At 60.7% G+C, this 18,601-nt stretch carries 17 protein-coding genes and 1 pseudogene; 7 read left to right on the forward strand and 11 right to left on the reverse strand.

The window, feature by feature from the left end; translation table 11 throughout:
• Positions 1–217 precede the first annotated feature (217 nt).
• Entirely contained in the window at positions 218–508 is a 291-nt protein-coding gene (locus tag ACLD1Y_RS24905; RefSeq protein WP_429480419.1) for a DUF1330 domain-containing protein, read from the reverse strand.
• Between the two features lie 70 nt (positions 509–578).
• Between ACLD1Y_RS24905 and ribBA the strand changes: the two genes are divergently transcribed.
• From ribBA to ACLD1Y_RS24930, 5 genes are all read left to right on the forward strand, one after another.
• Positions 579–1,688, forward strand: coding sequence for a bifunctional 3,4-dihydroxy-2-butanone-4-phosphate synthase/GTP cyclohydrolase II (ribBA, locus tag ACLD1Y_RS24910; RefSeq protein WP_429480420.1), 1,110 nt, complete (start codon positions 579–581; stop codon positions 1,686–1,688).
• Positions 1,689–1,913: 225 nt separating this feature from the next.
• Entirely contained in the window at positions 1,914–2,939 is a 1,026-nt protein-coding gene (locus ACLD1Y_RS24915) for an ABC transporter substrate-binding protein (RefSeq protein WP_429480421.1), read from the forward strand.
• Positions 2,936–3,841 (forward strand): ABC transporter permease, encoded by a 906-nt coding sequence (locus ACLD1Y_RS24920; RefSeq protein ID WP_429480422.1) that lies wholly within the window; start codon positions 2,936–2,938, stop codon positions 3,839–3,841. Before ACLD1Y_RS24915 ends, ACLD1Y_RS24920 begins: the two co-directional genes overlap by 4 nt.
• A gap of 6 nt (positions 3,842–3,847) precedes the next feature.
• Positions 3,848–4,657, forward strand: a complete 810-nt coding sequence (locus tag ACLD1Y_RS24925; protein WP_429480423.1) for an ABC transporter permease — start codon at positions 3,848–3,850, stop codon at positions 4,655–4,657.
• A 15-nt stretch (positions 4,658–4,672) separates the two neighbouring features.
• Entirely contained in the window at positions 4,673–5,827 is a 1,155-nt protein-coding gene (locus tag ACLD1Y_RS24930; RefSeq protein ID WP_429480424.1) for an ABC transporter ATP-binding protein, read from the forward strand.
• A 153-nt stretch (positions 5,828–5,980) separates the two neighbouring features.
• Here the strand turns inward: ACLD1Y_RS24930 and ACLD1Y_RS24935 are convergent, their stop codons facing one another.
• From ACLD1Y_RS24935 to glnT, 5 genes are all read right to left on the reverse strand, one after another.
• Positions 5,981–7,291, reverse strand: coding sequence for an ammonium transporter (locus tag ACLD1Y_RS24935; protein WP_429480425.1), 1,311 nt, complete (start codon positions 7,289–7,291; stop codon positions 5,981–5,983).
• 138 nt (positions 7,292–7,429) lie between these two features.
• Positions 7,430–8,752 carry an FMN-binding glutamate synthase family protein gene (locus ACLD1Y_RS24940; RefSeq protein ID WP_429480426.1) on the reverse strand — a complete coding sequence of 441 codons (1,323 nt, stop codon included), beginning with the start codon at positions 8,750–8,752 and terminating at the stop codon, positions 7,430–7,432.
• 15 nt (positions 8,753–8,767) lie between these two features.
• Positions 8,768–9,442 carry a protein glxC gene (locus tag ACLD1Y_RS24945; protein ID WP_429480427.1) on the reverse strand — a complete coding sequence of 225 codons (675 nt, stop codon included), beginning with the start codon at positions 9,440–9,442 and terminating at the stop codon, positions 8,768–8,770.
• Positions 9,443–9,453: 11 nt separating this feature from the next.
• Entirely contained in the window at positions 9,454–10,359 is a 906-nt protein-coding gene (locus tag ACLD1Y_RS24950; protein ID WP_429480428.1) for a class II glutamine amidotransferase, read from the reverse strand.
• A 22-nt stretch (positions 10,360–10,381) separates the two neighbouring features.
• Positions 10,382–11,716 (reverse strand): type III glutamate--ammonia ligase, encoded by a 1,335-nt coding sequence (gene glnT / locus ACLD1Y_RS24955; protein WP_429480429.1) that lies wholly within the window; start codon positions 11,714–11,716, stop codon positions 10,382–10,384.
• 267 nt (positions 11,717–11,983) lie between these two features.
• Between glnT and ACLD1Y_RS24960 the strand changes: the two genes are divergently transcribed.
• On the forward strand, positions 11,984–12,580 hold the full coding sequence (locus ACLD1Y_RS24960) for a helix-turn-helix domain-containing protein (protein WP_429480430.1): 597 nt from the start codon (positions 11,984–11,986) through the stop codon (positions 12,578–12,580).
• 4 nt (positions 12,581–12,584) lie between these two features.
• Here the strand turns inward: ACLD1Y_RS24960 and ACLD1Y_RS24965 are convergent, their stop codons facing one another.
• The 3 genes from ACLD1Y_RS24965 to ACLD1Y_RS24975 form a co-directional block, all read right to left on the reverse strand.
• Entirely contained in the window at positions 12,585–12,947 is a 363-nt protein-coding gene (locus ACLD1Y_RS24965; protein WP_429480431.1) for a hypothetical protein, read from the reverse strand.
• 2 nt (positions 12,948–12,949) lie between these two features.
• The gene (locus ACLD1Y_RS24970) at positions 12,950–13,945 is read right to left on the reverse strand and encodes a hypothetical protein (RefSeq protein ID WP_429480432.1); all 996 of its coding nucleotides are present in this window, start codon (positions 13,943–13,945) and stop codon (positions 12,950–12,952) included.
• Positions 13,946–14,105: 160 nt separating this feature from the next.
• A complete protein-coding gene (locus tag ACLD1Y_RS24975) occupies positions 14,106–15,512 on the reverse strand; it encodes a purine-cytosine permease family protein (protein WP_429480433.1) in 1,407 nt (468 codons plus the stop codon).
• A gap of 323 nt (positions 15,513–15,835) precedes the next feature.
• Between ACLD1Y_RS24975 and ACLD1Y_RS24980 the strand changes: the two genes are divergently transcribed.
• Positions 15,836–16,321: a flavin reductase family protein gene (locus ACLD1Y_RS24980; RefSeq protein ID WP_429480434.1), complete on the forward strand. Its 486-nt coding sequence runs from the start codon at positions 15,836–15,838 to the stop codon at positions 16,319–16,321.
• Positions 16,322–16,615: 294 nt separating this feature from the next.
• Here ACLD1Y_RS24980 and ACLD1Y_RS24985 read toward each other — a convergent pair whose 3' ends face one another.
• A complete protein-coding gene (locus tag ACLD1Y_RS24985) occupies positions 16,616–17,383 on the reverse strand; it encodes a methyl-accepting chemotaxis protein (protein ID WP_429480506.1) in 768 nt (255 codons plus the stop codon).
• A 138-nt stretch (positions 17,384–17,521) separates the two neighbouring features.
• Positions 17,522–18,550 (reverse strand): annotated as a pseudogene (locus ACLD1Y_RS24990) (cache domain-containing protein); the annotation flags it as partial.
• Positions 18,551–18,601: the final 51 nt, after the last annotated feature.

An 18,601-nucleotide genomic window follows, 5' to 3' on the forward strand; every position in this document is an offset into this window, starting at 1 on the left:
GGACGCCGGGTTAGCCGCACTGGGCCATGGATGGCCCATTGCGGCGGCCCACGCTCCAAAGCCGGAGTGAGGGCACACCGAGCCTAGGCGAGGTGCCGAGTGTTGGGGCGAGGACTTTTTGGTTACTTTTGGGTCCTTCCAAAAGTGACCCGCTGTAAGAGCGGAACCATAGGTGGCCGTTACCTAAAAAATGGATATACACCCAACAACCAAGCCCCTAAACCACCCCTTCCACAATTATGATCTGCGCCTGCGCCACCCCCTCCCGATGGGCCTTCGCCTCCTGATACTCAGGCGACTCATAACACGCCACCGCCTGCTCATAACTATCAAACTCGATCACCACGTTACGCGGCTGCGCCGGCCCGCCTTCCAGCGCCACGCTACGCCCGCCCCTGGCCAGAAACCGCCCGCCATACTTTGCAAACGCCGCCGGCGCGCGGCTGGTGTACTGGGTGTATTGCTCGGCATCCGCTACATCCACATGGGCAATCCAGTAAGCCTTCATCGGAGCATCCTCTTCTTCAAATTTTGTGGTATACCATAATACATACAACCAACAAATCGAGCACCCTACTATGAGCTTCAACAGCATCGCAGAAATCATCGAAGACTACCGCCAGGGCAAGATGGTGCTGCTGGTGGACGATGAAGACCGGGAAAATGAAGGCGACCTGTTGCTGCCCGCTGCGTGCTGCACTGCCGAAGCTATCAGTTTTATGGCCCGTGAAGCCCGGGGTTTGATCTGCCTGACCCTAACCGATGAACACTGCCAACGCCTGGGCCTGGAGCAGATGGTGCCCAGCAATGGCAGTGTGTTCAGCACCGCGTTTACCGTGTCCATCGAAGCCGCCACCGGGGTCACCACCGGCATTTCTGCAGCCGACCGCGCACGCACCGTTGCAGCAGCCGTGGATCTCACCGCAGGCCCCGCCGATATCGTGCAGCCGGGGCATATCTTCCCGTTGCGCGCCAAAGACGGCGGCGTGCTCACCCGCGCCGGGCACACCGAGGCCGGTTGCGACCTGGCACGCCTGGCAGGGCACACGCCCGCGTCGGTGATTGTGGAGGTGATGAACGACGACGGCACCATGGCCCGCCGCCCAGACTTGGAGATTTTCGCGCGCAAGCACGGGATCAAGATCGGCACCATCGCCGACCTGATCCACTACCGCCTGAGCACCGAACGTACCGTGGTGCGCATCGGCGAACGCGACTTGCCGACGGTGCACGGCACCTTCCGCCTGATCACTTTTGAAGACCGCATCGACGGCGGTGTGCACATGGCGATGGTCATGGGCCAGCTGCGTCGCGACGAACCGGCATTGGTGCGCGTACATGTGATCGACCCATTGCGCGACCTGGTGGGCGCCGAATACAGCGGCCCGTCGAACTGGACGTTGTGGGCAGCGCTGCAGCGTGTGGCAGCAGAAGGCAGCGGCGTGGTGGTGGTGCTCGCCAACCATGAATCCTCCCAAGCGCTGCTGGAACGCGTGCCGCAGTTGACCCAAACACCGCGCCAGTTCACTCGCTCGCAGTCGCGCATCTATTCCGAGGTGGGCACCGGGGCGCAGATATTGCAAGACCTTGGCGTCGGCAAGCTGCGTCACCTCGGCCCGCCCCTTAAATACGCCGGGCTGACCGGCTACGACCTGGAAGTGGTCGAGAGCATTGCCTTCACCGAATGACGGATCGCCGGTAAGGCAAAGTGCTTGCACAAAGTTTGGAATACCATAATATGATATTCCATAGACCGAACGCTCCAGCCAAGTGCGCCCGCCAGGGAAAGCACCAACAACAGTCCTTGGCACGGTCGCCTTTGGGCCCTGATGAAAGGCCCCGTTTTACCTACTGCTCCCGATAGGCGGGCATTACCAAGCCCGCTCAATAACAAAACAAATGAGGGCGTGAACATGGTGTTGAACAAACGTGCAACCGCGGTACTTTTCGCGGGTTTATTGGCCACCGTCACTCACGCGGCCCAGGCGGGCGAGAGTGTCAATTTTGTGAGCTGGGGCGGTAGCACCCAGGATGCGCAAAAGCAGGCCTGGGCTGACCCGTTCAGCAAGGCCAGCGGCATCACGGTGGTGCAGGACGGTCCTACCGACTACGGCAAACTCAAGGCCATGGTCGAAAGCGGCAACGTGCAGTGGGACGTGGTGGACGTCGAGGCCGACTTTGCCCTGCGCGCCGCCGCCGAAGGCTTGCTTGAACCCCTCGATTTCTCGGTGATCCAACGCGACAAGATCGACCCACGGTTCGTCTCCGACCATGGCGTAGGCTCGTTCTTCTTCTCCTTCGTGCTCGGCTACAACGAAGGCAAGCTCGGCGCCGGCAAACCGCAAGACTGGAGCGCGCTGTTCGACACCAAGACCTACCCCGGTAAACGCGCCCTCTACAAATGGCCGAGCCCAGGCGTGCTCGAACTGGCCTTGCTGGCCGACGGCGTGGCCGCCGACAAGCTCTACCCCCTGGACCTGGACCGCGCCTTCAAGAAACTCGACACCATCAAGAAAGACATCGTCTGGTGGGGCGGCGGTGCGCAGTCGCAACAACTGCTGGCCTCCGGTGAAGTCAGCATGGGCCAGTTCTGGAACGGTCGTATCCACGCCTTGCAAGAAGACGGCGCACCGGTGGGCGTGAGCTGGAAGCAGAACCTGGTGATGGCCGACATCCTCGTGGTGCCTAAAGGCAGCAAGAACAAAGCCGCCGCGATGAAGTTCCTGGCCAACGCCAGCAGCGCCAAGGGCCAGGCCGATTTCTCCAACCTGACCGCCTATGCACCGGTGAACATCGACAGCGTGCAGCGCCTGGATTCCGTCCTCGCGCCGAACCTGCCGACGGCGTATGCCAAGGACCAGATCACCCTTGATTTCGCCTACTGGGCCAAGAACGGTCCGGCCATTGCGACACGGTGGAATGAATGGCTAGTCAAATGAAAATGACGGCAACCACACCCGCCGGGAGCGCCCTGGGCGCTTCTGGCGCGGTACCCGGCAAAGCCCTGATGCAGCGCTGGAAAGGCGCGAGCAACCTGATCCCTGCCCTGCTGTTTCTGGGCCTGTTCTTCCTGGCGCCACTGATCGGCCTGCTGCTGCGCGGCGTGCTGGAGCCGGTGCCGGGGCTGGGCAACTACGAGCAGCTGTTTGCCAACTCGGCCTATGCGCGGGTGTTGCTCAACACCTTTTCGGTGGCCGGCCTGGTGACGCTGTTCAGCCTGTTGCTGGGCTTTCCGCTGGCCTGGGCGATTACCCTGGTGCCGCGCGGCTGGGGCCGCTGGATGCTGAGCATCGTGCTGTTGTCGATGTGGACCAGCCTGCTGGCCCGCACCTATTCCTGGCTGGTGCTGCTGCAAGCCTCGGGGGTGATCAACAAGGCGCTGATGGCCATGGGCATCATCGACCAGCCGCTGGAGATGGTGCACAACCTCACCGGCGTGGTGATCGGCATGAGCTACATCATGATCCCGTTTATCGTGCTGCCGTTGCAGGCGACCATGCAGGCCATCGACCCGATGATCCTGCAGGCCGGCTCCATTTGCGGCGCGAGCCCATGGACCAACTTCTTCCGGGTGTTCTTGCCGCTGTGCCGGCCGGGGTTGTTTTCCGGTGGATTGATGGTGTTTGTGATGTCCCTCGGTTACTACGTCACCCCAGCCCTGCTGGGCGGGGCGCAGAACATGATGCTGCCCGAGTTCATCATTCAGCAGGTGCAATCGTTCCTCAATTGGGGCCTGGCCAGTGCCGGTGCCGCGTTGCTGATCTTCATCACGCTGGTGCTGTTCTACTTCTACCTGAAGCTTCAGCCGGAATCCCCGGTTGGCGCCAGCAACGCGAGGTAAGCCGTCATGCTCCTGACCCCCAATGCCATGAGCCGCAGGATGCGCTTGGGCCTCTACACCACCACCGGCATCATTGGCCTGTTCCTGCTGTTGCCCATCGTGTTTATCGTGCTGCTGTCGTTCGGTTCGTCCCAGTGGCTGGTGTTCCCGCCACCGGGCTGGACGCTGAAATGGTACGGCCAGTTCTTCTCCAATCCTGACTGGATGAACGCCGCCGTGGCCAGCCTCAAGGTGGCGGTGCTGACCACGGTGTTTGCCGTGGCGCTGGGTTTACCGACTGCGTTTGCCCTGGTGCGCGGACGCTTCCCCGGCCGCGAGTTGCTCTACGGCCTGTTCACCCTGCCGATGATCGTGCCGCTGGTGATCATTGCCGTGGCGGTCTACGCGCTGTTTCTCAAGCTGGGCTACACCGGCACGATGTTCGCCTTTGTGGTCAGCCATGTGATCGTGGCGCTGCCGTTCACCATCATCTCCATCATCAACTCGCTAAAGCTGTTTGATCAGTCGATTGAGGATGCAGCGGTGATCTGCGGTGCGTCGCGCTTGCAGGCGGTGTTCAAGGTGACGTTCCCGGCGATTCGCCCTGGGATGGTGGCCGGTGCGCTGTTCGCCTTCCTCGTCTCATGGGACGAAGTGGTGCTCAGCGTGATGATGGCAAGTCCCACCCTGCAAACCCTTCCCGTAAAAATGTGGACCACCCTGCGCCAAGACCTCACGCCTGTGATCGCCGTCGCCTCGACGTTGCTGATCGGCCTGTCGGTATTGGTCATGGTGATTGCCGCCGTCGCTCGTCGACGCTCCGAAATCCGCCCTTAAGCCGAGGATCAAGACATGAGTGCAGTGATCAAAGACCCCGCACAGAATCCTGGCCAACCCTTGGTCAGCCTGCGCAACCTGAACAAGCACTACGGCGAATTTGCCGCCGTGGACAATATCTCGCTGGACATCCAGGACGGTGAATTCCTCACCTTCCTCGGCTCCAGCGGCTCGGGCAAAAGCACCACGTTGTCGATGCTCGCTGGCTTCGAAACGCCCAGCAGCGGCGAGATCCTGGTGAGCGGCCAGTCGCTGGTCAACGTGCCTCCGCACAAGCGCGATATTGGCATGGTGTTCCAACGTTATTCGCTGTTCCCGCACTTGTCGGTGCGCGACAACATTGCCTTCCCCCTGGCCATCCGCAAACTGGCCAGCGCCGAACGCGAGAAACGCGTCGACGCCATGCTCAAGCTGGTGCAGCTGGAACAGTTCGCCCATCGCCGCCCTTCCCAACTCTCCGGCGGCCAGCAACAGCGGGTGGCCATCGCGCGGGCGCTGGTGTACGAACCGCGCATCCTGCTGATGGACGAACCCCTCGGTGCCCTCGACAAGAAACTGCGTGAAGACCTGCAAGACGAACTGCGCCAACTGCATCGGCGCCTGGGCATCACCATTGTCTACGTGACCCACGACCAGGAAGAAGCCATGCGCCTGTCCCAGCGCATCGCCATTTTCAGCCACGGCAAGATTGTGGGCCTGGGCAGTGGTTATGACCTGTACCAGAACCCGCCGAATGCGTTTGTGGCGTCGTTCCTGGGTAACTCAAACTTCCTCAAGCTCAAGGCGCAGGGCAATGCGGCGGCGTCGTTTGAAGGCCAGGCGTTGTCGATTCGGCTGACCACCGGGTTACGTGCCGAACAGGATGTGCTGTTGATGGTGCGACCGGAAAAAGCCCTGGCGCTGAGCGTTGAACAAGCTGCTGAGCAACCGTTGGCGGCGGGTTGGAATGAGGTGTCGGCGATGGTGGGTGAGGTGTTGTTCCTGGGCGAGAGCCAGACCTGCACCGTGAAGACCCTGGGTGGCACCTCGATGACGGTCAAGGCGCTATCGGCTGCGGGCATGCCGCTTAAGGCCGGTGACCCGGTGCGCGTGCGCTGGGCCACGGCGGATGCGTGTGTCTACACCGAGTGGGCCGAAAGCGATCTGAACAAGGCGGCTGGGGCGCATTGAGCCCCTTCTTCCCTGCCGGATGAGGATCAAAATGTGGGAGCGGGCTTGCTCGCGAAGGCGGCGTGTCAGTCACCAGATGTATTGACTGATCCACCTCTTTCGCGAGCAAGCCCGCTCCCACATTTAAAAGCCGGTATGTAGTCAGGGAGAGGCTCAGTGGTTATAGGCCCGCTCGTTATGCTCGGCCATATCCAACCCCATCTCTTCAACCGACTCATGGGCACGCAAACCGACCAGCGCGTTAACCACTTTGAGGATTATCCAACTCACCACAAAGCAATACACCGTGGTCAACACCACGCCCTTGATCTGCGCCAGCACCTGGCCGCCCATGCTCACACCTTCCACCAGCCCGCCCATGGACGGCACGCAGAATACGCCGGTCAGCACTGCGCCAATCATGCCGCCAATGCCGTGCAGGCCAAATACATCAAGGCTGTCGTCATAGCCAAAGCGACGCTTCAATACGGTCACGCTCAGGTAGCAGAACACCCCGCACAGCAAACCAATGGCCAATGCGCCGCCAACGCCTACGTAGGCACACGCCGGGGTAATTCCTACCAGACCGGCCAAAGCACCGCTGGCCAAACCCAATGCACTCGGCTTGCCGACCTTGAACCACTCGGTAAACATCCAGCCCAAAATACCCGCGCAGGCCCCCAATTGGGTGTTGAGCATGACAATCCCCGAAGTGCCATTAAGCCCGCCGCCGGAACCGATATTGAAGCCGAACCAACCCACCCACAGCATCGCCGCGCCGACCATGGTCAGGCTCAGGTTATGCGCCGGCATCGGCGTGTTCTGGTAGCCCTTGCGCTTGCCCAGGATCAGGCACGCGGCCAGCGCCGCCACACCGGCGTTGATATGCACGGCCGTGCCGCCGGCAAAATCCAGCACGCCCCAGTTATGCATCAAGGCACCGGAACCGCCCCAGACCATATGCGCAACTGGCGCGTAGACCAGGGTGAACCAGATGGCCATGAACAGCAGCGCCGCCGAGAACTTCATGCGTTCGGCAAAGGCGCCCGCGATCAGGGCCGGGGTGATAATGGCGAAGGTCATCTGGAAGGTCACGAATACACCTTCCGGAATATCGCCCACCAGGCTGTCGGGGGTCATGCCTGCGAGGAACGCACGGCTCAAGCCGCCGACAAAACTATTGAAGGTCACCTGCCCTTCGACCATGCCGGTGCTGTCGACCACCATGCTGTAGCCGTAGATCACCCACAGCACGCCCACCAGACCGGCGATGCCAAAACACTGGGTGAACAACGACAGCATGTTTTTCGCCCGGACCAGGCCGCCGTAGAACAGCGCGAGCCCCGGTAAACACATGAACAGCACCAGCACGGCGGCGGTGACCATCCAGGCGGTGCTGCCAGTGTTCAGGGTGGGGGTATCGGCGGCCTGGGCCAACGGCACGAATGCACTGGCCGCCACTGCAGCAAGAAGACGATTGACCATGTTCAAAGCTCCTGCATTAGAAAAATGTAGGAGCGAGCTTGCTCGCGAAAAACGCGTAGACGACGCGTGGATTCAGAATGAGCGCGTTATCGTTGACGATTTTCGCGAGCAAGCTCGCTCCTACAGGGGGGGGGGACGTTAGTAACCGGAGCCGGGGATCCAGCGGGTGCCCGCCAAGGGGACTCGCGCCATGGCGGCGGATTCGACAGTCAGCGCCACCAAATCCTCAGGATCAAGGTTATGCAGGTGCGACTTGCCACACGCACGGGCCATGGTCTGCGCCTCCAGCACCATCACCCGCAGGTAGTTGGCCAGCCGTCGACCGCCCTCCACCGGGTCGAGGCGCTTGGACAGTTCCGGATCCTGGGTGGTGATCCCCGCAGGGTCGCGGCCGTTTTGCCAGTCGTCGTAGAAACCGGCGGCGGAGCCGATTTTCTTGAGTTCTTCATCCAGCCGTGGATGGTTGTCGCCCAAGGCAATCAACGCCGCCGTGCCAATGGCCACCGCATCCGCACCCATCGCCATGGCCTTGGCCACGTCGGCACCGTTACGAATGCCGCCCGACACAATCAACTGCACCTTGCGGTGCATGCCCATCTCCTGCAACGCCTGCACCGCCTGCGGGATGGCCGACAGGATCGGGATGCCCACGTGTTCGATAAACACTTCCTGAGTCGCCGCCGTGCCGCCTTGCATGCCGTCGAGCACGATCACATCCGCGCCGGCCTTCACCGCCAGCTTCACGTCGTAATAAGGGCGGCTGGCGCCGATTTTCACGTAGATCGGTTTTTCCCAATCGGTGATCTCACGCAGCTCGGCAATCTTGATCGCCAAGTCGTCCGGGCCGGTCCAGTCCGGGTGGCGGCAGGCGCTGCGCTGGTCCACGCCGATGGGCAAGGTGCGCATGCCGGCCACGCGCTCGGTGACCTTCATACCCAGCAGCATGCCGCCACCGCCGGGCTTGGCGCCCTGGCCGAGCACGATTTCGATAGCATCGGCCTTGCGCAGGTCATCGGGGTTCATGCCGTAGCGCGACGGCAGGTACTGATAAACGAGGTGCTGGGACTGGCCGCGTTCTTCCGGGGTCATGCCGCCGTCACCGGTGGTGGTGCTGGTGCCGGCGATGGTCGCGCCACGCCCCAAGGCTTCCTTGGCATTGGCCGACAGCGCGCCGAAGCTCATGCCGGCGATGGTCACCGGGATCTTCAAGTGGATCGGCTTTTTGGCGAAGCGGTTGCCGAGGATCACATCGGTGCCGCACTTCTCGCGATAGCCTTCCAGCGGGTAGCGCGACACGCTGGCGCCCAGCAGCAGCAGGTCATCGAAATGCGGCAGCTTGCGCTTGGTGCCGCCGCCGCGAATGTCGTAGATGCCGGTTTCGGCGGCACGCTGGATTTCCTGAATGGTCAGGCGGTCGAAGGTGGCCGACTCGCGCAGGACTGGAGGGGTTTGCTCACTCATGTTGAAGCTCCTGGATCAGTACGCGGAGGCGTTATCGACTTTGAAGTTGTAGAGCTGGCGGGCCGAGCCGTAGCGCTTGAAGTCCGCCGCCTGATGGGCGAAACCGGCCAGGTCCAGCAGGGCTTGCAGCTCTTGCAGGTGCTCGCTGCGCATCTCTTTTTCGATGCAATCGGAGCCCAGGGACTCCACCGTGCCTTTGACGTAGATGTGGGTTTCGTACAGCGAATCCCCCAGCGCATCGCCGGCATCGCCGCACACCACCAAGCGCCCGGCCTGGCCCATAAAGCAGCTCATGTGGCCGATGCTGCCGCCGACCACAATGTCGATGCCCTTCATGGAGATACCGCAACGCGCCCCGGCGTCGCCTTCAATCACCAGCAAACCGCCATGGGCCGTGGCCCCGGCCGCCTGGGAGGCGCTGCCTTTGACGCGCACCGAGCCAGACATCATGTTCTCGGCGCAGCCCACACCCACGTTGCCGTGCACAGTGATCGACGCCTGTTGGTTCATGCCCGCACAGTAGTAACCGGCGTGACCCTCGATATCGATGGACACCGGTTGGTTCACGCCCACGGCCAGGTTGTGCTTGCCGTTGGAATGGGTGACGCTCCATTCGCTGTCGATGGCCTGGCCGTGCAATGCCTGGTTGAGATCACGCACAGTGGCGGTGGAAAGATCGATGGTTTTCATGTGTGCGCTCCTTAAGCTGACTGGCGTTCCCAGATATACAAAGTGGCCGGTGCCGGCTCCCAGATGCGGGCGTTCTCGATGCCCGGCAGGCTCGACAGTGCCTGGTATTCGGAGGCCATGGCCACGTAGTCGTCGGTTTCGGCGAGGATCGCCGGTTTGCAGGCGATGGGGTCACGGATCACCGCAAAACCGTTGCGGGTGCCAATGGCAAAGGTGAAGAAGCCGTCGAGGTCTTCCAGGGCATGGTCCAGGGCTTCCTTGAGGGAGTCGCCTTGTTGCAGGCGCCAAGTCAGGTAGCCGGCAGCGACTTCGGTGTCGTTATCGGTCTCGAAATGGATGCCTTCGCGCTTGAGTTCCTGGCGCAAGCGGAAGTGGTTGGAGAGCGAGCCGTTGTGCACCAGGCACAGGTCGGCGCCGGTGGAGAACGGGTGACTGCCTTCCATGGTCACCGCGCTTTCGGTGGCCATGCGGGTGTGGCCGATGATGTGGCTGCCTTTCATGCCGGCCAGGCCGAAGCGCTGGGAGATTTCCTGGGGCAAGCCCATGCCCTTGAGGATTTCGATGCTTTGGCCGGCGCTCATGATGCGTACGCTCGGTGCCAGTTCCGCCAGGGCCTGACGCACGGGCGCTTCGTCGGCGCGAATCTTCAACACGGCGGCGCTGGCGTTCTGGAACCAGTCCAGCGAACAGCCCAAGCGCCCTTCCAGCTCGCCCATCAGGGCCTGCCAGTCGAAGGCGTCTGTGGTGGCTTGCAGGGTCAACTTGACCCAGCCGTCGGCCACTTCATCGCCGTAAATAGCAAAACCCGCGCTGTCCGGGCCACGGTCGGTCATGGCTTGGAGCATGGGTTCAAACAGTTGGCCGAGCTGGGCTTCCAGCTGCGGGTTTTTCAGGTACAGGCCTACGATTCCACACATAACAAGTCTCCGTCACACGGTGTCAGAAAAATTCGGTGTAGCGCTGGATTTCCCAGTCGCTCACATGGCGGCTGTATTCCACCCATTCCATGCGCTTGAGCTTGATGAACTCCCCCACGATCTGCGGGCCGAGCACCTCGGCGAACAGCGGGTCGGCTTCCAGCGCGTCGCAGGCTTCCTTGAGGGATTGGGGCAGCGTCTTGATGCCGCGCGCGGCGATCTGCTCAAGGCTCAGGCTGTAGAGGTTTTCGTTGCAGACGTGGTCGATTTCCAACTGGCGGTCGATGCCGTCCAGCCCGGCGGCGATGATCGCCGCGCTGACCAAGTAGGGGTTGCAGCCGGCGTCCGGCAGGCGGAACTCCAGGCGGCCATACGGCACCCGCACCATGGCAGAGCGGTTGTTGGCCCCGAAGGCGATAAAGGCCGGGGCCCAGGTGGCGCCGGACAGCGAGTTGCCAACGACAAGCCGTTTGTAGGAGTTGACCGTGGGCGCCGCGAACGCACACAACGCCGGGCCATGGGCGAGCAAACCGGCGGCGAAGTGATAGGCCAGTTTGGACAGGCCCATGCCGCTGGGATCGCTGGCGTCATGGAACAGGTTTTTGTTGTCGGCACTGCTGATGGACAGGTGAAAGTGCATGCCGTTGCCGGCGCGTTTCGGGTCTGGCTTGGGCATGAACGAGCAGATCATGCCCAGGTCATTGGCGATCTCGCCGGCAGCCATGCGGAAGAAGGTAAAGCGGTCGGCCGAGGTCAGCGCGTCGCTGTAGGTGTAGTTGATCTCGAACTGGCCGTTGGCGTCTTCGTGGTCGATTTGGTAGACCTCGAAATCCACCGCTTGCAGGGCTTCGGTCAGGCGCTCCAGGAACACCCGCGAGCGGGACAGGCCTTTGTAGTCGTAGCACGGCTTGTCGAGGTTGTCGCTGGCGTCCACCAGTTGCAGCTTGCCCTGCTCATCGCGGCGCATCAGGTTGAATTCAGGTTCCAGGCCGGTGTTGAGCGTCCAGCCCTTGTCCTGCAGGCGCTGCACCTGTTGTTGCAGCACATGGCGGCTGTCATAGGGATGGGGCTTGCCGTCCACATGGCCGACGCACACCACCCGGCCGTAGCCCGGCTGCCAGGGCACCGGGGTCAACGTGGACAGGTCGCCCCGCGCCATGAAGTCCGGCCCATGGGGCTCCATGCCCATGCCGCTGATGGCAAACCCGGCAAACCCCGCGCCCTCTTCGGCCACCGTCTTCAGCCCGCAGATCGGCACCGACTTGGTCTTGGCCGCACCGTGTATATCCACAAACTGCGCAAGCACGTATTTGATCCCGTGCTTGTCGATGATGCGCTGGGTTTCTGCTGGCAACATTGCTCGTCACTCCTGGCGAAAAGGCTGGATGGGCCACACCGTCTTTTTATTCTTAAAAAGAAAGTTAGTTTCCCTATAGGAATGCAATAGCCTTGCCAGATTCGCCAGGGCATTACGCCGGGGCGCGCAATTGTGGGTTATATATGGGAATATTCTTTTCCCCTTGGGAATACGCTTCCTCAGGGATGGCCGCCAAGAGCCCTGGATTGCACTTTCCCAGTGCGAAACTAATATTACCGAGCAGAAACCGTGCAGGATCTGAACAACATGCCCACCGAAACCGCCCCACGCCTCAAGCTTGAGCAATACCTGGGCTTGCAGATCAAGCGCCAGCGCCAGGCCCAAGACCTCAAGTTGTCCGATGTGGCGAAGATCGCCGACATCAGCCAGGGCATGCTGAGCAAGATCGAAAACGCCCAGGTTTCCACCAGCCTCGACACCTTGAGCCGCCTATGTGATGTGCTGGGGTTGCCGCTCTCAAAGCTGTTCGGTGAGTACGATCAGCAGGATGGCAGTGCGTTGCTGGTCAAGGCTGACCAAGGCATGGAGGTGGTACGCCGGGGGACCGAGAAGGGTCATACCTATCATTTGCTCAACCATACGCGCGGGCCGAAGAAGAGTTTCGAGGCTTATATGGTGAGCATGGATGATGCGAGCGAGGAGTTCCCCACGTTTTCCCATCCCGGTACGGAGTTTTTGCATTTGCTGGAGGGGGAGCTGATTTATCGGCATGGCAATCAGCTGTATCGGATGGAGGCTGGGGATAGCCTGACGTTTGAAGGTGAGGTGCCCCATGGGCCGGAGCAGTTGGTGCGGGTGCCGATTCGGTTGTTGTCGATTATGAATTATGGGGATAAGGAGTGATTGGTTACCCGTTGTACCAAACAACCCAGATGACGGTTGCGACCGCCCAAACATGACAGATGCGATATGGCCACACTGCCCAGCGTTTCAATGCCAAAGGTACGGATGCCAGTTCGGCCTCGGTCACAATTCCAGCTTTCACAAAACGTTTTGAGTCGGAGAGGAAATCCACCATCAGGCCCATGCGATGAAATTTATCAATGTGCTGATTTCTTTTCCAAAAACGCTTATGCCTACGAACCCGTTCGTTTTCACTGAAGTAGCTTTCTAATTCATCGAGCTTTCTATATTCGGCATAGAGCATCAGTCCCAAGAGAACGAACGTCCCAGCCATGTGCACGATGCTATAGGCGAGAAAAAAAGACATCGCTAAGCCCCCTCCGGCTGATACAAAAATACACCATCGGCCTCAACGAGCTTTCCCCCAAAAAAAGCACCTTGATCGCCCAGCAAGGAGCCGCCTGCATACCCTCCTGCAGCGCCGCCAATAACGCCACAAACCAGTTCGCTGCGCCCTTTCAAAGCAACGCCAAACGTGACACGACACAGACCGCGAATAACTTCAGCGCCATATTTACCCGCGATAGCCGCCCCCGCCACACTCCCCACCAACCGCCCCGTCTCCACATACTTCGCACTCCGACACTGCGCCTCCCGCCCCGTCACACACGCCTCCCTGATCTCCAACCCCGCCGCCCCCACGTCCATCGCCAGCCCCACATACGTACCCGTGCCCAACCACTTCGATACCTTCGCAATCGCCCCGATACGCTCGGCATACCCGGCAATTTCACCTTTATGCAGATAGCTCTTGGTGGAAATCCCCAGCACCTTTTTCAACGACTGATTACCCCGCAGCCCCGTGCCAAACCGCGCGGCGCCGCGTAGCTGTGTGTCCAGCACCTCAAGCAGCATTTGGCGCTGGCGAATAAACGTCTCGCGATTTATCTCACCCACCTTCAAGCGCCGATGCAGCTGTTCGATCTCCTCCAGGGTTTGCACGATTTCATCCAAGTGTCGCGCCCAGGCCGACGTCGCGCTGCCCACACCCAGCGAGCCATAGGTCAGCAGGCTTTGCAGCAAGTCATAGTCATTGAGCACTGCCGTGCCCTTGGCTGAATCCTGTTCCAGATCGCGCCGTACCTGCTCGGCGCGGCGCATCAACCAGGATTCCTCCCAGGAACATTCCACGCTGTAGGCATCGGGAATAACCACCAACTGCCCAGGCGTTACCAACCCATGGCGCAGGTGGTGGTTCAGCACGTCGTAGTGATCAGAACGCTGGCGACTCAAACCGCCGCCCATCAAGCGGGATTTCAGGCTGCTGTAGTCAATGGTTTCACGGTTGATATAGCTCTGCGCCATGCCTTACATCCGAGATGCAATGGAGATGGCGTCGAAATATAAGCATGCGGACGCACGCCGGGAGGGCCGAACAAAAATAGGGAAGCTGCCTACCAGGCAGAGGAAAACGGACTACAGAAAAATGCCCGGCAAAGGCCGGGCATTTGAGTTAAAGCGCTGCTCAGTCGGTGTAACCCAGCTTCACCGCTCGGATTTTCTGGGTTTTCTGGCGCGTTGCCAGGCAGTAGTACAACGGCACCGTCACCACCAACCCCACCAGCCAGGACAGGTCGGCGCCTTCCACCAGGTTGGCATATGGCCCCACATACAACGAGGTATTGGCAAACGGCAGTTGCACCAGGATGCCAATGAAGTACGCCACGATAGCGTGCAGGTTGAAGCGCCCGTACACCCCGCCATCGGCCTGGAAGATCGAGGCGATGTCGTAGACGCCGCGCTTGATGATGTAGAAGTCGATCAGGTTGATCGACGCCCATGGCACCAGCACCAGCAGCAGCGCGAGGATCAGGCCGATAAATTGCGAGATGAAATCGGCCGACGCCCCCAGCGCCACCACGCAGCAACCGGCCAGGATCACGCCAGACAGCACCACGCGCACCTTGATGCTTGGGGTCCAGTGGCTGGCGAAGGTCTGGATCGAGGTCACGATCGACAGCACCGCGCCGTACAGATTCAGGGCGTTGTGGCTGATGATATTGAGCAGGAACAACACCATCAGGATCGGCCCCAGCCAGCCGGTGGCTTGCTTGACCGCAACCATGGCTTCGGTGCCTTCGGGCGTGGCCAGGGCCGCCACCAGGCCAAAGGCGAAGGACAGGATGGTGCCGAGGGTGGCGCCCAGGTACGTGGCGATAAACGGGCGGGTGATGCCGATATCCGCTGGCAGGTAGCGCGAGTAGTCACTGGTGTAGGGCGAAAAACTGATCTGCCAGATCACCCCAAGGGACACAGTGGCCAGCCAGCCGGCCAGGTTGAAACCACCACGGCTGAGGAAGTCGGCCGGCAGGTCATGGGCGAAGATGTAGATAAACCCCGCGAGCAACGCGCTGCCCATCACCCAGGTGCCAATACGGTTCAAGGTATGGATAAAGCGGTAGCCGATCACCCCAATGGCGGTGGCGCTGAGGGCGCCGATCAGGATGCTCGCCGGCACCGGAACCTCAGGCACGATACCGACGATGGACTTGCCCGCCAGCACGATATTGGAAATGAAAAAACCGATGTAGATCAGCGCCGCGAAGAACACGATCAGCAGCGCGCCATAGCGCCCGAACTGCCCCCGGCTTTGCACCATCTGCGGGATGCCCATGCGCGGGCCCTGGGCTGATGCGAGGGCAATCACGATACCGCCGAGCATGTGCCCGAGGGCAATTGCCAGCAGGCCCCACATCAGATTGAGGTGGAACACCTGGGCGACCATGGCGCCGGTGACGATGGGCAGCGGCGCAATGTTGGTGCTGAACCATAAGGTGAACAGGTCGCGGGCCTTTCCATGGCGCTCTGCGAGGGGAACGTAATCGACCGTGTGGTGCTCGATCAGGGGGTCTTGCCGGGACATCTGGGGCATGGAAATGGACTCGCGTTGGTCTGATCTTATAGTTGTTTGACGCCAAACCGGGGGCGCTCTATGGCTGCCCCTCAGATGAACACCATATTATGGTATTCCAACATTTTCACAAGACTGATCCGTAGTCTTTGCACGCATCTGATCTGCAATTGTGCCACATGGCCCACTGCCATTTCTTGCTGTAAGCCCCGTATTTATTGGTTATAAGACCAAAGGTTGACGCCTGTCGGGGGCTTGAAAAAGACCTTGCATGGATTGTATTACGGTATACCATCAGACCTACAAACTCATAAAAACCCGCTACACCGCCCGAGGACCATCCCATGATCGATGCCGCTATCTACAAACAAGTGATGGGTTCGTTTCCGTCCGGAGTCACCGTGATCACCACCCTCGATGACGACGGGCAGGTCGTCGGGCTGACCGCCAGCGCGTTCAGCTCACTCTCGATGGACCCGGCGCTGGTGCTGTTCTGCCCCAACTACAGCTCGGACTCCTACCCGGTGTTGATCAAGAACAAACGCTTTGCCATTCATGTGCTCTCCGGTGGGCAGCAGAACGAAGCGTATGCGTTTGCGCGCAAGGGCAAGGACAAGGCCCAAGGCATCGAATGGACGTTGAGTGAATTGGGCAACCCGATCCTGGCCAATGCCACAGCGGTGATCGAGTGCGAGCTGTGGCGTGAATATGAAGGCGGTGACCACGCGATCATGGTGGGCTCGGTGAAGAACCTGATCGTGCCGGCGCAGCATGCCGGGCCGTTGGTGTATTGCAATGGCAAGATGGGGGCGCTGCCCGTCGTAGCCTGACCGCTATTTTGAAGGCAACACACATCAAAATGTGGGAGCGGGCTTGCTCGCGAATGCGGTGTTTCAGCCGATGTATTCGGTGACTGACACTCTGTATTCGCGAGCAAGCCCGCTCCCACATTTTTGCTTGCATACCAACTGGTGTACTCAATTGAATGTGGGAGCTGTCGAGCTTTAGCGAGGCTGCGAAGACGGCGGCACTGGCGATATAGATGCCGTGCCTGGAACACCGCTTTCGCAGGCAAGCCAGCTCCCACACTTGACCGTATTTCAAAGTGAAACCAGCGGTGCCAGTCAGGTCCTGAACCGGCTGACCAACTGGTTCAACGTCTGCGACAGGGCCGTCAACTGCTGGGCATCCTGGCGCGTGGAATCGGCCAGGCTCGCCACCAATTGCGCATCCCCGTGAATCTGGCTGATATGCCGATTAATGTCCTCGGCCACTTGGTGTTGCTCTTCTGCCGCCGTGGCGATCTGGGCGTTCATGTCGCGGATCACATCTACCGACTCACGGATCAAACCAAAGCTGGCCCGCGCATCGTTGATCGACACCACGGTTTCCTGGGACACCTCCAGGCTCGCATGCATCTGTTTGCCCATCTGGTGGGTGCGGCGCGCCAGGTTGCCCAATAGTCCGTCGATCTCGCCGGTGGAGTCTGCGGTGCGCTTGGCCAACGCACGCACTTCGTCAGCCACCACAGCAAAGCCGCGGCCCTGTTCGCCGGCACGGGCGGCCTCGATGGCGGCGTTGAGCGCCAGCAGGTTGGTTTGTTCGGCGATGGAGCGGATGGTGCCGAGGATCGACTGGATGTCGTTGCTGTCTTTTTCCAACTGCTCCATGGCCTGGGCGGAATGGCCGATCTCTTCGCTCAAACGCCCGACGCTGCTCACTGCCGCATCAATCTGCTGCTGCCCGGTGCGGGCCTGAAGCTGGCCGTTGTCAGCCGAATCCGCAGCCTGGCTGCACGAGCGCGCCACTTCGTTGGAGGTGGCAACCATTTCATGGAACGCCGTGGACACCATGTCCACCGCCTCGCGCTGGCGCTCGGCAACTTCGGCCATCTCCACCGACACTTCGGTGGCACTGCCGGAGCTGCTGTGGATCTGCCCGGCCGCCTGGCCGATGCGCTGGATCAACGTACGGATGGCCTCCAGGAACTGGTTGAACCAGCCAGCCAGTTGCGCCGTCTCATCGCGGCCTTTGACCTCCAGGCGCGCAGTCAAATCACCTTCACCCTGGGCAATGCCTTCCAACCCACTGGCCACGCCGCGAATGGGCTTTACGATCAACCCGGCAAACCAGGCGCCCGCCACTGCGAACAGCACCCCACACACCAACGCAATGGCCACGATCAGCCAAGTGAGGCGCGCCGCCCCAGCCATCACTTCACTCTCACGCACCAGCCCGACAAAGCGCCAGCCCAATGCCTTGGACGGCCACACCAGCGCCATGTAGCGCTCACCCGCCAGTTCCACTTGCACCAGGCCCTGTCCGGCTTCGCTCAGTTGGCGATAGCCCTCCCCCAACTCGCCCAGCTTCTTGAAGTTGTGGGAGGGGTCATTTGGGTCCACTAACACCGTGTTATTGGCCTCCATCAACATCAGGTAACCGCTCTCCCCCAGCTTGATCTGCTTGACCAGGTCCGTGAGTTGCTTGAGCGACACGTCAATGTTCACCACGCCGCTGCGGTCGTTGAAACTCTGCACGGTACTCACCAGCACCACATCGTCGGCCGCCCAGTAATAGGCTTCGGTGCGCAGGGTCTTGCCCGGTTGCGCCATGGCGGTTTTGTACCAGGGGCGTGTACGTGGGTCGTAGTTGGCAAGCGCAGGGTCGCCGGGCCAGAACACATAGCCGCCGTCTTCGGTGCCTAACGACAGATAGGTGTAGGCCGAATGACTCTTGGCCAACCCCTCGAACAGCTTGAACAGTTGTTGGTCGCGGTCACCGGGCGCGACGTGCGCCGCATCGCTGGCCAGGTAGCGCTTCACGTCGCCATTGATGCCCTGCAATTGCGGGTGCGCCGCCAGATAAGCGACGTTCTGGCTGATACCTTCGAAAAACAGCTGCATGGCATTGTCGACCTGGCGGATCTCACGCCCACTGCTGTCGACAAACCCGTCCCGTGCCTCGTGGCGCACATTGAGGATAATCAGCACCGCCACCAGTATCACCGGCACACTGGCGATGACCGCAAAGGCCAGGATCAATTTTTGTTTTATGTTCATCAGGCTCGCCTTCCTTGTGAGGTGAGGGTGTAACCGTTGGAGAGAAAAGTT

The organism is Pseudomonas sp. 18175, assembly GCF_050432925.1.
GTDB lineage: Bacteria > Pseudomonadota > Gammaproteobacteria > Pseudomonadales > Pseudomonadaceae > Aquipseudomonas.

Coding starts and splice junctions, on each gene's coding strand:
- ACLD1Y_RS24905 (WP_429480419.1), bottom strand. CDS start 508: ATGAAGGCTTACTGGATTGCCCATGTGGATGTAGCGGATGCCGAGCAA.
- ribBA (WP_429480420.1), top strand. CDS start 579: ATGAGCTTCAACAGCATCGCAGAAATCATCGAAGACTACCGCCAGGGC.
- ACLD1Y_RS24915 (WP_429480421.1), top strand. CDS start 1,914: ATGGTGTTGAACAAACGTGCAACCGCGGTACTTTTCGCGGGTTTATTG.
- ACLD1Y_RS24920 (WP_429480422.1), top strand. CDS start 2,936: ATGAAAATGACGGCAACCACACCCGCCGGGAGCGCCCTGGGCGCTTCT.
- ACLD1Y_RS24925 (WP_429480423.1), top strand. CDS start 3,848: ATGCTCCTGACCCCCAATGCCATGAGCCGCAGGATGCGCTTGGGCCTC.
- ACLD1Y_RS24930 (WP_429480424.1), top strand. CDS start 4,673: ATGAGTGCAGTGATCAAAGACCCCGCACAGAATCCTGGCCAACCCTTG.
- ACLD1Y_RS24935 (WP_429480425.1), bottom strand. CDS start 7,291: ATGGTCAATCGTCTTCTTGCTGCAGTGGCGGCCAGTGCATTCGTGCCG.
- ACLD1Y_RS24940 (WP_429480426.1), bottom strand. CDS start 8,752: ATGAGTGAGCAAACCCCTCCAGTCCTGCGCGAGTCGGCCACCTTCGAC.
- ACLD1Y_RS24945 (WP_429480427.1), bottom strand. CDS start 9,442: ATGAAAACCATCGATCTTTCCACCGCCACTGTGCGTGATCTCAACCAG.
- ACLD1Y_RS24950 (WP_429480428.1), bottom strand. CDS start 10,359: ATGTGTGGAATCGTAGGCCTGTACCTGAAAAACCCGCAGCTGGAAGCC.
- glnT (WP_429480429.1), bottom strand. CDS start 11,716: ATGTTGCCAGCAGAAACCCAGCGCATCATCGACAAGCACGGGATCAAA.
- ACLD1Y_RS24960 (WP_429480430.1), top strand. CDS start 11,984: ATGCCCACCGAAACCGCCCCACGCCTCAAGCTTGAGCAATACCTGGGC.
- ACLD1Y_RS24965 (WP_429480431.1), bottom strand. CDS start 12,947: ATGTCTTTTTTTCTCGCCTATAGCATCGTGCACATGGCTGGGACGTTC.
- ACLD1Y_RS24970 (WP_429480432.1), bottom strand. CDS start 13,945: ATGGCGCAGAGCTATATCAACCGTGAAACCATTGACTACAGCAGCCTG.
- ACLD1Y_RS24975 (WP_429480433.1), bottom strand. CDS start 15,512: ATGCCCCAGATGTCCCGGCAAGACCCCCTGATCGAGCACCACACGGTC.
- ACLD1Y_RS24980 (WP_429480434.1), top strand. CDS start 15,836: ATGATCGATGCCGCTATCTACAAACAAGTGATGGGTTCGTTTCCGTCC.
- ACLD1Y_RS24985 (WP_429480506.1), bottom strand. CDS start 17,383: ATGGCCGAAGTTGCCGAGCGCCAGCGCGAGGCGGTGGACATGGTGTCC.